We start from the raw sequence: 13,824 nt of genomic DNA, 5'->3' as shown, positions 1-13,824 counted from the left end.
GAACCTCCACGACGCGGCGTCGCCGGAAAGCGTTGCGGCGACGGGGAACGCCGTTGGTGGGAGACGCCGCGACGGCGGAAAGCGTTGCGGTGCCGGGTGACGCGGCGCGGTTGGGCGGTGTCGCGGCGCGGAAGTGCCGCGGCGCCGGGGAATGCCACGCTCCGCGACGGCCCGCGTGTCCGGAAACGGTGCGGTGACAGGGAACCCGGCGCCGCGCACGCGTCGGGGGCGTACCGCGCGAGGCGGGGAGGCGCGGGGCGCGCACCTTACCGAAGTCGGTGCCGGATGGCCAGGGTTTGTTTCGTTCTGATTTCTGTGGATTATGCCACAGTTTTCCTGAATACGTTGTGGCTACTGGGAATCCGGCCGCGGTCTGTGCACTTCCGGTTGAGCCTCCGGTGGGGTGCCGCTAAGGTCCAAATCATGACTGGGCAGCCGAAGGATTTCTCCGACACCGTGGCGGGAACGCCGAACGGGCGGTCGGAAATCGGCGCACCGGTCATGTTCCGCGCACCCGACATCGCGGACGGCGCGCGGATGTGGCGGCTGGCGGCCGATTCCGGCACGCTCGACGTCAATTCCCCGTACAGCTATCTGCTCTGGTGCCGCGATTTCGCGGACACCAGCGTGGTCGGCTGTGCGGGCGACCCGGTGGTCACGTTCGTCACCGGGTACCTGCGCCCCGGCGCGCCGGACACGCTGTTCGTCTGGCAGGTGGCGGTGGATGCCGCACACCGGCGCCGCGGGCTGGCCAGGCGCGCCTTGGACGCGCTGGTCGACCAGGTCGCGAGGCAGCACACCGTGGCGTACGTGGAAGCCACGGTCACACCCGACAACGTGCCCTCGGCGCGTCTGTTCGCTGGTTTCGCCCGAGGGCGGGGCGCCTCGCTGACGACCCAATCCCTGTTTACCGAAGAACGGTTTCCCGGCGACTCGCACGCGGAGGAGGTGCTCTACCGGATCGGTCCGCTACCGACGGCGACCGACTGACCGATGGCGATTCCCGCGCCGGGACGACAACTGAACACTTGACGGAGGATGATGAATCTCTTCGCCGAAATCGAATCCGAAGTACGCAGCTACTGCCGGACCTGGCCGGTCGTATTCGACCGTGCCGTCGGCAGCCGGATGTACGACGAGAACGGTCGTTCGTACATCGATTTCTTCGCGGGCGCGGGAGCGCTCAACTACGGACACAACCATCCGGAACTGAAACGTGCGCTGCTGGCGTACCTGGAGCGGGACTCGGTGACGCACGGGCTGGACATGCAGACCGTGGCGAAACGGGACCTGCTCGCCGCGATGCGGGAGTACGTGCTGGCGCCGCGCGGCATGGACTACAAGGTGCAGTTCCCGGGCCCGACCGGTACCAACGCGGTCGAGTCGGCGCTGAAGCTGGCGCGGAAGGTGACCGGACGCGAGTCGGTCGTCAGCTTCACCAACGCGTTCCACGGGATGACCCTCGGCTCGCTGTCGGTGACGGGCAACTCGATGAAACGCGGCGGTGCCGGGATTCCCTTGGTACACGCGACACCGATGCCGTTCGACCACTACCTGGACGACCAGGTGCCGGACTTCCTGTGGTTCGAACGGCTGCTCGACGACAGCGGCAGCGGGTTGAACACGCCGGCGGCGGTGATCGTCGAGACGGTGCAGGGCGAGGGCGGCATCAACGTGGCGCGGGCGGAGTGGCTGCGCGCGCTGGCCGACCTGTGTCACCGGCACGGCATCCTGCTGATCGTCGACGACGTGCAGATGGGCTGCGGGCGTACGGGGCCGTTCTTCAGCTTCGAGATCGCCGGCATCACGCCCGACATCGTGTGCCTGTCGAAGTCCATCGGCGGGTACGGCATGCCGCTGGCGCTCACGCTGCTCCGGCCGGAGCTGGACGTGTGGGAGCCGGGCGAGCACAACGGCACGTTCCGGGGCAACAACCCGGCGTTCGTCACGGCGACCCGCGCGCTGGAACTGTTCTGGGCCGACGACCTACTGCCGGCCCAGACCGCGACCAAGGGCGATGTCGTACGGGACGCGTTGACGTCGATCGCCGCGAAGCACGCCGACCTGGGCGCGTCCGTACGCGGGCGTGGGTTGGCGTGGGGGTTGGCGTTCGAGGACCCGTCCATCGCGCCGAAGGTGGCGACCGCCGCGTTCGACCGCGGCCTGCTGGTGGAGACGGCCGGCAGCGAGGGCGAGGTGGCGAAGCTGATGCCCGCCCTGACGATCGGCCACGACGAACTCGCCGAGGGCCTGTCGATCCTGGCCGACGCGGTCGCCGCCGCACGCTGAACATCCTGGAGGACAACCATGATCGTCCGTTCCCTGGCCGACGTGACCGGCACCGACCGGGACGTCGAGACGAAGACGTGGCGCAGCAAGCGTCTCGTCCTCGCCAAGGAGAGGGTCGGCTTCTCCCTGCACGAGACCGTCATGTACGCCGGCACCGAGACCCACATGTGGTACGCGAACCACATCGAGGCGGTGCTGTGCGTCGAGGGCGAGGCCGAGCTGACCAACGCCGAGACCGGCGAGGTCCACCACATCACCCCGGGCACCATGTACCTGCTCGACGGGCACGAACATCACGTCATGCGCCCGATTACCGACGTACGTACGATTTGCGTGTTCAACCCGCCGGTGACCGGCCGGGAAGTACATGACGCCGACGGCGTCTATCCGCTGATCGCCGAGGACGAGGAGGTTTCGGCATGACCGCCACGCTGCCCACGACGGTGCCCGACGAGTACCCGACCCGGAAGCGGCCCACCCCGAGCCTGATCTTCCGCCGCGACCCGGTCGTGTGGTCCACCGCGGCGGCCGGACCGATCGACGCCGAGACGCTGGAATCGTACGACCGCAACGGTTTCCTCGGTGTCGACCAGCTGCTCACCGACGCCGAGGTCGCCACGTACTCCGCCGAGCTGGACCGGCTGGCGGCCGACCCGGCGGTACGCGCGGACGAGCGCACCGTGGTGGAGAAGTCGTCGAACGAGGTCCGCTCGATCTTCGAGGTACACAAGATCAGCGAGCTGGTGGCCCGGCTCGTGGCCGACGAGCGGGTCGTCGGCCGCGCCCGCCAGATCCTCGGCACCGACGTGTACGTGCACCAGAGCCGGATCAACTACAAGCCGGGCTTCGGCGGCGGCTCGTTCTACTGGCACTCGGACTTCGAGACGTGGCACGCCGAGGACGGCATGCCGGCGATGCGCGCGTGCAGCATCTCGATCGCGCTGACCGAGAACTACGCGCAGAACGGCTGCCTGATGATCATGCCTGGCTCGCACCGTACGTTCGTGTCGTGCGTGGGCGAGACGCCGGCCGAGCACTACAAGCAGTCGTTGAAGGAACAGGAGATCGGCACGCCCGACCAGGACAGCCTGCGGCTGCTGGCGAACAAGCACGGCATCGAGCAGTTCACCGGCCGGGCGGGGTCGGCGGTCATGTTCGACTGCAACTGCATGCACGGCTCCAACGGCAACATCACGCCGTGGCCGCGGTCGAACATCTTCGTGGTGTTCAACAGCGTGGACAACACGCCGGTCGACCCGTTCGCGGCGCCGGACCGCCGGCCGCCGTTCATCGCCAGCCGCGACTTCACTCCGGTCCCCTGACCGGCCGATATCGCTGTGGCGCGCGGATGCCCGCATCGGTCATGCTGATCCGATGATGGGACAGGAGGAACCGGCCGGGCCGTCCGAACAGGACGCCCGGCCGGCGCGTCACGGCGCCGGTTCGGTGCGCGTGATGTTCGTGGTGATCGGATCTCTGATGGTCGTGGCGTGCCTGGTCGGCGCCGTCATGGCCTCCGGCCTCACCCGCTGAGGCCGCCGCCCCTCCGGTACGGCACGCGCCGCCTTGCGCTCGTCTGGCACGATCGGCGCGCACCGGAACCGGGAGGAGCGCACCACATGTCGCAGAGCCGGGCAGCGCTGATCGGGGTCAGCATCTGGCGGTTGGCCGTCGCCGCGAGCGCGTTCACCGGGCTCGGGCTGATCCTCGCGACCGGCGGCGGCTTCGCCGACTTCGCGTACCTGACGAACCAGGGGAACCTGGCGACCGGCGTGGTGTTCCTCGTGCTCGCCGGCTATCCGCTGGTGACCGGCCGGTTCGAGCCGGAGCGGCGCTGGGTGCGCGGCGCGACGGCGCTGCTGATGATCCTCATCTGCGTCACGTACCTGACGATGCTCGGCGGCGACCTGAGCCACCTGCGCGACCAGCTCGCGCACTTCCTCACGCCGGTCCTGGTCGTGGTCGACTGGGTCGCCGTCGGCTCCAGCCAGGCCCGCACGAGGTGGTGGTACCCGCTGACCTGGCTGCTGCCGCCGCTGGCGTACCTGGGCTTCTACGTCGCGTACGGGCAGCGGTTGTACGGGTTCCTCGACCCCGCCGCCCCCGACTTCCCCACGGTCGTCGGCTCGTTCCTCGTCGCCCTCACCGCCGTCGGCTTCCTGCTGTACGGCGTGGCCCGGCTCCGCGGCCTGCTCGTGCGGCGCGCCGTGGCGCCCGCGCAGTAGCGGGTCAGTGCTGGTCGGTGCGGCGCGGTCGCTTCGGCCGGGGCTTCGCCGGCCCGTCCGGGTTGATGACCGCGGCGAGCGCGTCGGTCGCCTCCGGTACGCCGAGCGTGGTCAGGAACGAGCGGGCCCACCGGTCCACGTCGTGGCCGCGCAGGTAGCGGCGCATCGCCCGCATCCGGCGCGCCGCCTCGGTCGGGTCCTCGGCCAGGGCCCGCAGCAGACCCTCCTTGAGCCCGTCGGCGTCGTGCGGGTTCACCAGGTACGCCTGGTGCAGGTCGGACGCGGCCCCGGCGAACTCGCTGAGGATCAGCGTGCCGCCCAGGTCCACCCGCGCCGCCACGTACTCCTTGGCGACGAGGTTCATGCCGTCGCGCAGCGGGGTCACCATCATCACGTCGGCCGCGCAGTACAGGGCGGTGAGTTCGGCGCGGTCGACGGACTGGTGCAGGTAGTGCACCGCCGGTACGCCGACCCGGGCGTGGTCGCCGTTGATCCGCCCGACCTGCAGCTCGACCGCGTCGCGCAGGGTCTGGTAGTGCTCGACGCGTTCCCGGCTGGGCGTGGCGACCTGCACCATCACCGCGTCCGGTACGGCGAGGCGCCCCTCCTCCAGCAGTTCCTCGAACGCGGTGAGCCGCCGGTCGATGCCCTTGGTGTAGTCGAGCCGGTCGACGCCGAGGATCACGTGCTTCGGGTCGCCGAGCTCGTGGCGGATCTCGGCGGCGCGGGCGCGGACGGGTTCGCTGGCGGCGAGCCGTTCGATCTCGCCGACGTCGATGGAGATGGGGAACGCCGCCGCCCGGACCGTACGGCCGTCGATCTCGACCTCCAGGCCCTTCGGGTGCAGGCCCAGCAGGTGCCGGGTGAGGCGCAGGAAGTTCTGCGCGGCGAGCGGCCGCTGGAAGCCGACGAGGTCCGCGCCGAGCAGCCCGCGCAGGATCTCCACCCGCCGCGGCAGCTGCATGTACAGCTCGACCGGCGGGAACGGGATGTGCAGGAAGAAGCCGATCCGCAGGTCCGGGCGCAGTTCGCGGAGCAGGGCGGGGACGAGCTGCAGCTGGTAGTCCTGCACCCACACCACGGCGCCGGGTGCGGCCACCTCCGCGGCGGCCGCGGCGAAGCGCTCGTTCACCTCGCGGTAGCTGTCCCACCAGTCCCGCTTGTACACGGGGGGTTCGACGGCGTCGTGGTAGAGCGGCCAGAGCGAGGAGTTGGAGAAGCCCTCGTAGTACTTCTCGATCTCGTCGTCGGACAGGCTGACCGGGTGCAGCCGCATCCCGTCCAGCTCGAACGGGTCGGCCGCCGGTCCGCTGCCGCCGGCCCAGCCGATCCAGGTGCCGTGCTCGGCGCGCATGATCGGGTGCAGTGCGGTGACGAGGCCGCCGGGACTGCGCCGCCACTCGCGTCCGCCGGCGGGCAGCTTCACCTCGTCGACCGGGAGTCGGTTGGCCACCACCACGAACGGGCTGCGCGTCGTCACGCCGTCGTCCTCCTCGTCGTACGCCCGGCCCGGGGGCGGCGGGCCGTGTGGTACGAGCGTACTGAAGATCGGCGGTCGGCGATCTCTGGAACGGCACTGATCGCGCGGTACTCGTCACATTCGGTGAGTCGGTGGGGCAAAAGCGACCGGGCGGCACCGCTCGCGACACGCGCGCGGTACCGCCCGGTCGGCGGAGGTCGGGGCTACTTCACGCCACCGGCGGTCAGCCCCTCGACGATGCGGCGCTGGAAGAACAGCACCAGGATCACCAGCGGCACGGTCACCACGACGCCGGCCGCCATCTGCGTACCGAACGGCTGGTCGTAGCCGTACTGGCCGGTGAACAGCGAGGTGATGACCGGCGCGGTGCGCATCGACTGCTTGTTGGTCACCGACAGCGCGATGATGAACTCGTTCCACGCCGCGATGAACGTCAGGATCGCGGTGGTGAACACGCCCGGCGCGGCCAGCGGCAGGATCACCTTGCGGAACGCCTGCATCGGCGACGCGCCGTCGATCTGCGCCGCCTCCTCCAACGCGAACGGCATCTGCTTGAAGAACGCCGTCAGGTTGAACACCGCCAGCGGCAGCGCGAAGCTCATGCTCGGCGCGATCATCGCCTGGTACGTGTTGATCCAGTCGATCGACACGAACAGCTCCAGCAGCGGTACCAGCAGGGAGATGCCGGGGAACATCGAGGTGGCGATGATCGCCGCCAGGATCACGTTCTTGAACCGGAACTCCAGCCGCGCCAGCACGTACGCCGCGGTGATGCCGATGATCAGCGTCAGCACCGTCGTCGTACCGGCGACGATCAGCGAGTTGAGCAGCGCCCGGGTGAACCCGTTCGCCGGCTTGAACGCCGAGACGAAGTTGTCCAGCGACATCGGCCACGGGATCAGCTTGTTCGAGAACTGGTCGGCCGGCCGGCGCAGCGCCGACACGACCATCCAGTAGAACGGCGCCAGGCAGTAGACGACGATCAGCGCGATCCCGACGTACGAGAAGGGGCTGGTCTTCACGCGCGGCGCGCCCCGCTTGCCGGGGGTGGTGGCCGTGACCGCGCTCATGACTTCCTCCCGGAGACGCCCCGGCCGACGAGGTCGGCGCCGAGGACCTTGACGAACACGAACGCGACGAGCGCGATGTACAGGAACAGCACCGTCGAGTACGCGGCGGCCGAGCCGTACCGCAGGTTCGACGCCTCGTACCAGGCGAAGGTGGAGAGCGTCTCGACCGAGTGTTTGTGCGCGCCGATCAGGACGAACGGCAGGTCGAACATGCGCAGCGCGTCGAGCATCCGGAACAGCACCGCGACGACCAGCGCCGGGCGCGCCAGCGGCAGCGTGATCCGCCAGAACGTACGCCACGGGCCGGAACCGTCGACCTTGGCCGCCTCGTACACGTCGCCGGGGATCATCTGGAGGCCGGCGAGCGCGAGCAGGCCGATGAACGGCGCGGTCTTCCACACGTCCGCGACCAGTACCGCGACCCAGGCGTGGAAGCCCTCGGTGGTCCACAGGATGTGCGTGTGCAGCAGCGTGTTCGCGATGCCCTCGGACTGGAAGATCCACTTCCAGAGCAGGCCGGAGATCGCGGTGGGGATCGCCCACGGGACGAGCACGCTGGCCCGGACCAGGCCGCGGCCGCGGAACGCCCGGTTCATGATCAGCGCCATCAGTACGCCGAGGACGGTCTCGACGAACACGCCGGCGACGGTGAACGTCGTGGTGTTCCAGAACGCGTTCCAGAACTGGCTGGCCGTGTCGCCGGAGAAGATCGCGGCGTAGTTGTCCACGCCGACGTGCGTCGTGTTCTCCACCATGCCGGTGGTGGGGTTGATGCCGTTGTGCGTCACGAGGAACGACAGCCGGACCGCGGAGACGATCGGGTACCCGATGACGAGCGCGAGTACCAGCACGGTGGGGGACAGCAGCAGCGCGGCGAACCGGCCGGTGCCGGCGTTCCGGCGGTTCTTGCGGGCGCGCCCGGCTGTCGCCGGTTTCCTCGGCGCCTGGACCGTGGTGGTCATGTGTGCCTTCCGAGTGGGAGCTCGGGCAAGAAAGGGGGGCCGGGCCCGGCGGGGGGATGCCGGGCCCGGCGTCGGGAGAGGTACCGGCCGGGCAGGGAACCGGCCGGCCACCCGCTACTGGTTCTTGACGATCTTCGCCAGGTTCGCCTGCAGGTCCTTCAGCGCCTGGTCACTCGTCTTGCTACCGCTGATCGCGGCGTACGCCTGCTCCTCGATCGCCGCCGTCGCGTCGCCGTAGTTCACGATCGCCGGCCGGGGCTCGGCGTTCTCGATCGACTTCTTCAGCGTCGGCAGGTACGGGAACTGCTTCTGCAGCGCCGGGTCGTCGTACAGCGAGCCGTACACGGGGGCCTGCGAGTTCTTGGTCAGCCAGACCCGCTCGTTCTTCTCGCTGGTGAACCACTTGATGAAGTCCAGCGCGGTCTTCTTGTTCTTGCCGAACTTGCTGATCGCCAGGTTGTGGCCACCGAGGCTCGACTTGCCGATGCCCGACAGGCCCGGCAGCGGGGACACCTCGTACTTGCCGGCGACCTTGTTGGCGCTGTCCTTCTTGTCGCCCATCAGCGCGTAGATGTACGGCCAGTTCCGCAGGAACACCACGTGGCCGCCCTCGAAGCCGCGGCGCGACTCCTCTTCCTTCCAGGTCAGCGCGTCCTTCGGGATCGTGCCGTCCTTCACGCCGTTGACGAGGAAGTCCAGACCCTTCTTGGCGTCCGGGGTGTTCACGTTCGGCTTGCCGTCCGAGCCGACGACCTGGCCGCCGGCCGAGTTCACGGCCTCGGAGAAGTTGACCGTCAGGCCCTCGTACTTGTCGAGCTGGCCGCCGTAGCAGGACATGCCCTTGCCGGCCGGCAGCTTGAGTACCTTCTTGCAGTCGGCGGTCATCTCCGCCCACGTGGTCGGCGGCTTCGCGATGCCGGCCTGCTTCAGCAGGTCGGAGCGGGAGTAGAGCATGCCGCCGTCGGACGCGTACGGCGCCGCGTACAGCTTCTTGAAGTACTGCGCGGTCTTGATGACCGGCGGCAGGTACCGGTCCATCGGGAACTGGTCCTCGGGCAGCTGCTCGACCCAGCCGTTCGCGGCGAACTCGCTGGTCCACACCACGTCCAGGTTCAGCACGGTGAACGCGTCGGACTTCGTCTTCGCGTTCTGCACCATCTGCTGGAGCTGCTGGTCGGCGTCCTCGGGGAGCTCGGTCAGCGTCACCTTCTGGTCCGGGTGCGCCTTGTTCCACTCGTCGAGGATCGAGTTCAGCGTGCCGGTGGTGTCCTTGCCGGTGGCGAGCGTGATCGGGCCGACGCCGTCGAGCTTGCCCGGCTTGGACCCGGCCGAGGAGTTGTTGTCCGAACTCCCGCAGGCGGCGACGCCGCCGGCGAGGGCGAGCGCGCCGAGTACTGCGACGGCGCGGCGTGCCATCGAACGCTTGATGCGCATTCTTGGCTGCTCCTTCTGACTTGAGACGAACGCGTACAGTTCGCCCCGGTCGAGTCAACCGTCCAGGGCCCGCGTTCGGGGTGATACACATCCCATCGGAGCCGTAACGCGCGGGCAACCGTCGTTACCTCGTCGTCATCTCGTCGTACGGTGCCGGCAGCTCGCCGCGAGGCGCCATCCCGGCTACACGGAATAACGGGCGACCTGAGACGATTACGGGTCGTGGGTCGGCGTACGCGTCGGGCCGGTCGCCGGGCTCGGAGTCGCTGAGTTCGGAGTTGCTGAGTCCAGAGTTCTCGTGCGGAGGTTGTGGCCACCGTGGCCCAGTACATCTACGTCCTGCGTAAGGCCCGCAAGGCCCACGGTGACAAGGTCATCCTCGATGACGTCACCCTGAGCTTCCTGCCCGGCGCCAAGATCGGCGTCGTCGGTCCGAACGGCGCCGGCAAGTCCACCCTGCTGAAGGTGATGGCCGGGCTGGAGCCGCTCAGCAACGGCGACGCGCAGCTCGCGCCGGACGCCACGGTCGGCATGCTGATGCAGGAACCGCCGCTCGACGAGTCGAAGACCGTCCTCGGCAACATCGAGGAGGCCGTCGCCGGTACGAAGGCGAAGCTGGCCCGGTTCAACGCCATCGCCGAGGAGATGGCGACGAACTACACCGACGAGCTGATGGCCGAGATGGGCCAGCTGCAGGAGGAGCTCGACCACGCCGACGCGTGGGAGATCGACTCCCGGCTGGAGCAGGCGATGGACGCGCTGCGCTGCCCGCCGGCCGACTCGCCCGTCACCGACCTGTCCGGTGGTGAGCGCCGGCGCGTCGCGCTGTGCAAGCTCCTGCTGGAGCAGCCCGACCTGCTGCTGCTCGACGAGCCCACCAACCACCTGGACGCGGAGAGCGTGCAGTGGCTGGAGCAGCACCTGGAGAAGTACCCCGGGGCCGTCATCGCCGTCACGCACGACCGGTACTTCCTGGACCACGTCGCGCAGTGGATCGCCGAGGTCGACCGCGGCCACGTCCACGGGTACGAGGGCAACTACTCGACGTACCTGGAGAAGAAGGCGGCGCGGCTGTCGGTCGAGGGGCGCAAGGACGCCAAGCTGCGCAAGCGGCTGTCCGACGAGCTGGAGTGGGTCCGGTCCAACGCGAAGGCCCGGCAGACCAAGAGCCGCGCCCGGCTCGGCCGGTACGAGGAGATGGCGGCGGAGGCGGAGAAGACCCGCAAGCTCGACTTCGAGGAGATCCAGATCCCGCCGGGCCCGCGGCTGGGCACCGTCGTGGTCGAGGTCGACGACCTGCACAAGGGCTTCAAGGACCCGGAGCAGGGCTTCCGCACGCTGTTCAACGGCCTGTCGTTCTCCCTGCCGCAGAACGGGCTGGTCGGCGTCATCGGCCCGAACGGCGTCGGCAAGACCACGCTGTTCAAGATGCTGGTGGGCGACGAGCAGCCGGACTCCGGGTCGATCCGGATCGGCGAGACCGTCCAGGTGTCGTACGTGGACCAGGGGCGGTCGGGCATCGACCCGAAGACGCCGCTGTGGGAGGTCGTGTCCGACGGGCTGGACCACCTGATGGTCGGCAAGGTCGAGATGCCGTCCCGGGCGTACGTGGCGGCCTTCGGGTTCAAGGGTCCGGACCAGCAGAAGCAGGCCGGCGTACTGTCCGGCGGCGAGCGTAACCGGCTGAACCTGGCGCTGACCCTCAAGCAGGGCGGCAACCTGCTGCTGCTCGACGAGCCGACGAACGACCTGGACGTCGAGACCCTCGGCAGCCTGGAGAACGCGCTGCTCGACTTCCCCGGCTGCGCCGTGATCACCAGCCACGACCGGATGTTCCTCGACCGCATCGCCACGCACATCCTGGCCTGGGAGGGCCTGGACGACGACGGCATGCCGCGCTGGTTCTGGTTCGAGGGCAACTTCGAGTCGTACGAGAAGAACAAGATCGAGCGCCTCGGACCGGACGCCGCCCGCCCGCACCGGGTCACGTACCGGAAGCTGACCCGCGACTGATGCGCGCGACGCACCACGTCCAGCTGCGCTGGGTCGACGCCGACACGCTGGGGCACGTCAACCACGCCCGCTACCTGTCGCTGTTCGAGGACGGGCGGATGGCGCTGCTGGCCGAGTCCCCGGGCGGGATGCCGGGTTCGCCGGACGACCGGGGCTGCATCGCGGCCCGGGTCGCCGTCGACTACCTCGCGCCCGTGCTGTACCGGCCGGGCCTGTCGCTGCGGGCGGAGACGTGGGTGTCGCGGGTCGGCACGACGTCGTGGACGCTGGAGGCGACGCTGTCCGACGGGGACACCCCGGTCGCGCGCTGCGAGTGCATCCTCGTCGCCTACTCGTACGTCGACGCCAAGCCGCGGCCGCTGGGCGACGACGAGCGCGCCTTCTGGTCGTCGTACCTGGAGGCGTGAGGGACGCGGCGCCGTCGCGGTCCGCGGACCGGCGGCGGGCGCCCGGCACGGGAGGCGATGCGTGGCGCGATTCGAGTACGACTGCCCGATCCGCTGGTCCGACCTGGACGCGTACCGGCACGTCAACAACGCCCGCTTCCTCACCCTGTACGAGGAGGCGCGCGCGGCGGTGATGTTCCTGGCCGCGCGGCGGGAGGGCATCACCACGCTGGAGGCCGGCACGGTCATCGTCCGGCACGAGGTGGACTACCTGCGCCAGGTCGACTTCGGCGACCCGGTACGCATCGAGCTGTGGATCGCCGACATCCGCAACGCGTCGTTCCGCGTGTCGTACGAGCTGTTCGACGACGGGCGGCTGGCGAGCCGCGCCACGTCCGTGCTCGCGCCGTACGACCTGGACGGCGGGCACCCGCGCCGGCTGAGTACGGCCGAGCGGGAGTTCCTGAACCGCTGGCGGGACGACGCGTGATCCATCCGGACTCGGTGGCCGACACCGGCGCGTTCCTGGCCCGGCTGGTCCGGCTCGACCCCGCCGCGCTGGTCCGGCTGCGCCCGGTCGACGGGCGCCCCGACCTGGTGACGCTGTGGGCGCGCCTGCCCTTCGACGTACTCGTGTCCCGCACGGTCCGCGGCGAGTTCACCGACGACGCCACCGTACGGGCCGGGCAGCTGCTCGCGGCGCTGCCGGACGGCCCGCTTCCGGCGCGCCGGGACGCCGACTGGCGGGGCGCGCTGCCCCCGCCGGCGGGCGCGGTCCGCGACGAGGTGCCCGCCGCCGAGGTCCGTCGGATCGCCGACGCGGCGGCGGCCACGTTGCGCCAGTCGACCGGCCGCGGCGTGGGGGAGCGGCGGCTGCGCGACGCGCTGCTGGACCACGTGGCGCTGACCCTGCACACCCCGGGTGAACCGGACATCGCGGTACCGACCCGTGTCGTCACCGCCCTGGTACGCATGGGTTTCGTCGGCCCGGACCCCGTCCGTTTCAGTACGGTCGGTCCCTGGTTGGCCGCGCACGGCCGGTTCGGGACCGCCTGGTACCGGAGCGCCGCCGGGCTGACCCTTGATCCCCTGAACGGCGGCTGACATCACACTCGGTGACGGGTGATGTGGCCAACAGCACGATCGCCGTTGCCCTCCGACGCCGGTACCGTCGGCTCGGAGCCCCCCACACCGGCGTCCCACCGGTCGGCTCACCCACAACCACATCGACCGCGCCCGGTAGCAGACGGGTGGTGAGCCGGCGTCAGCCGCGGCTCACTCCTCCGGGCGCTCAGGCGGGTGTGTGCCCGCGGTCGAGACCTCCCGACAGCGAGCAGGGGACGACGCGATGCCTTGGTGGCGCAGGAGCCAGGACGGCCGGAACAACGACGCCGGTCGTACGAACACCAGCCGCAACGCCGGCGGATTCGACGGATTCGCCGACGTCGAGGCGGCCACGATGAACCCGCCGATCCCGGCCGTGCGTACCGGCACGCACGACCTGATGCCGCTGCTCAAGGCGGCGAGCGCCGGCCCGAGCCCGGTCACCGCGCCGCGGCTGGCCGACGCGCTGCGCCGCATCGACGTCTACTTCCTGACCGATCCCGCATCCGGCAACCTGGTCGCGATGTGGGAGCGGCACGCGGTGATGTTCGCGCTGGAGGGCCCCGACCGGGACATCCTCATGGTGCGGGCCCGCGCGCACGGCACCGTTCCCGCCGACTTCGCCGACCGGGCGTACCCGGCGGTCAACGCGTGGAACCACGACCGGCGCTTCCTCAAGGCGTACCTGGGGGAGCCGACCGACTCGGGCCGACTCCCGCTGTACGCGGAGATGCAGGTGCCGCTGGTCCCCGGCGTGCACGAGGCGCTGCTGGACGAGCTGCTGGGCTGCGCGGTCGACGTGGCCGAGGCGTGGGCCGAGTGGCTGCACACCGACGGCGCCGTCCTCTGACCGGTCCCGCT

General features: G+C 69.9%; 15 protein-coding genes. 11 read left to right on the top strand and 4 right to left on the bottom strand.

Features of this window, described 5'->3' with window-relative positions:
• Positions 1-423: 423 nt before the first annotated feature.
• From ectA to Aru02nite_RS11085, 6 genes are all read left to right on the top strand, one after another.
• Positions 424-990, top strand: coding sequence for a diaminobutyrate acetyltransferase (gene ectA, locus Aru02nite_RS11110; RefSeq protein ID WP_239076609.1), 567 nt, complete (start codon positions 424-426; stop codon positions 988-990).
• A 51-nt stretch (positions 991-1,041) separates the two neighbouring features.
• The gene (gene ectB, locus Aru02nite_RS11105) at positions 1,042-2,289 is read left to right on the top strand and encodes a diaminobutyrate--2-oxoglutarate transaminase (RefSeq protein ID WP_203657355.1); all 1,248 of its coding nucleotides are present in this window, start codon (positions 1,042-1,044) and stop codon (positions 2,287-2,289) included.
• Between the two features lie 18 nt (positions 2,290-2,307).
• Positions 2,308-2,712, top strand: a complete 405-nt coding sequence (locus Aru02nite_RS11100) for an ectoine synthase (protein WP_203657354.1) — start codon at positions 2,308-2,310, stop codon at positions 2,710-2,712.
• Positions 2,709-3,611, top strand: a complete 903-nt coding sequence (gene thpD, locus Aru02nite_RS11095) for an ectoine hydroxylase (RefSeq protein ID WP_203657353.1) — start codon at positions 2,709-2,711, stop codon at positions 3,609-3,611. The genes Aru02nite_RS11100 and thpD overlap by 4 nt, the downstream gene beginning before the upstream one ends.
• Before the next feature lie 52 nt (positions 3,612-3,663).
• Positions 3,664-3,822: a hypothetical protein gene (locus Aru02nite_RS11090; RefSeq protein WP_203657352.1), complete on the top strand. Its 159-nt coding sequence runs from the start codon at positions 3,664-3,666 to the stop codon at positions 3,820-3,822.
• An 86-nt stretch (positions 3,823-3,908) separates the two neighbouring features.
• On the top strand, positions 3,909-4,514 hold the full coding sequence (locus Aru02nite_RS11085) for a Pr6Pr family membrane protein (protein WP_203657351.1): 606 nt from the start codon (positions 3,909-3,911) through the stop codon (positions 4,512-4,514).
• 4 nt (positions 4,515-4,518) lie between these two features.
• On the opposite strand, the gene Aru02nite_RS11080 is transcribed toward Aru02nite_RS11085, so the two are convergent.
• The 4 genes from Aru02nite_RS11080 to Aru02nite_RS11065 form a co-directional block, all read right to left on the bottom strand.
• Positions 4,519-5,994, bottom strand: a complete 1,476-nt coding sequence (locus tag Aru02nite_RS11080) for an alpha,alpha-trehalose-phosphate synthase (UDP-forming) (RefSeq protein WP_203657350.1) — start codon at positions 5,992-5,994, stop codon at positions 4,519-4,521.
• A 203-nt stretch (positions 5,995-6,197) separates the two neighbouring features.
• The gene (locus tag Aru02nite_RS11075) at positions 6,198-7,064 is read right to left on the bottom strand and encodes a carbohydrate ABC transporter permease (protein WP_203657349.1); all 867 of its coding nucleotides are present in this window, start codon (positions 7,062-7,064) and stop codon (positions 6,198-6,200) included.
• Positions 7,061-8,026, bottom strand: coding sequence for a carbohydrate ABC transporter permease (locus tag Aru02nite_RS11070; protein WP_203657348.1), 966 nt, complete (start codon positions 8,024-8,026; stop codon positions 7,061-7,063). Before Aru02nite_RS11070 ends, Aru02nite_RS11075 begins: the two co-directional genes overlap by 4 nt.
• Positions 8,027-8,140: 114 nt before the next feature.
• Positions 8,141-9,460, bottom strand: coding sequence for an ABC transporter substrate-binding protein (locus tag Aru02nite_RS11065; RefSeq protein ID WP_203657347.1), 1,320 nt, complete (start codon positions 9,458-9,460; stop codon positions 8,141-8,143).
• A 318-nt stretch (positions 9,461-9,778) separates the two neighbouring features.
• On the opposite strand from Aru02nite_RS11065, the gene ettA reads away from it, so the two are divergent.
• The 5 genes from ettA to Aru02nite_RS11040 all read left to right on the top strand — a co-directional run bounded on the left by ettA (position 9,779) and on the right by Aru02nite_RS11040 (position 13,813).
• Positions 9,779-11,473, top strand: a complete 1,695-nt coding sequence (gene ettA / locus Aru02nite_RS11060; protein WP_203657346.1) for an energy-dependent translational throttle protein EttA — start codon at positions 9,779-9,781, stop codon at positions 11,471-11,473.
• Positions 11,473-11,880 carry an acyl-CoA thioesterase gene (locus Aru02nite_RS11055; RefSeq protein ID WP_203657345.1) on the top strand — a complete coding sequence of 136 codons (408 nt, stop codon included), beginning with the start codon at positions 11,473-11,475 and terminating at the stop codon, positions 11,878-11,880. Before ettA ends, Aru02nite_RS11055 begins: the two co-directional genes overlap by 1 nt.
• Before the next feature lie 61 nt (positions 11,881-11,941).
• Positions 11,942-12,349 (top strand): acyl-CoA thioesterase, encoded by a 408-nt coding sequence (locus tag Aru02nite_RS11050; RefSeq protein ID WP_203657344.1) that lies wholly within the window; start codon positions 11,942-11,944, stop codon positions 12,347-12,349.
• Positions 12,346-12,963, top strand: a complete 618-nt coding sequence (locus Aru02nite_RS11045) for a DUF8185 domain-containing protein (RefSeq protein ID WP_203657343.1) — start codon at positions 12,346-12,348, stop codon at positions 12,961-12,963. The genes Aru02nite_RS11050 and Aru02nite_RS11045 overlap by 4 nt, the downstream gene beginning before the upstream one ends.
• Before the next feature lie 244 nt (positions 12,964-13,207).
• Entirely contained in the window at positions 13,208-13,813 is a 606-nt protein-coding gene (locus Aru02nite_RS11040; protein ID WP_239076608.1) for a type III secretion system chaperone family protein, read from the top strand.
• Positions 13,814-13,824 lie beyond the last annotated feature (11 nt).

Source organism: Actinocatenispora rupis (assembly GCF_016861975.1).
GTDB lineage: Bacteria > Actinomycetota > Actinomycetes > Mycobacteriales > Micromonosporaceae > Actinocatenispora > Actinocatenispora rupis.
This window is presented reverse-complemented; position numbering and strand designations above follow the sequence as displayed.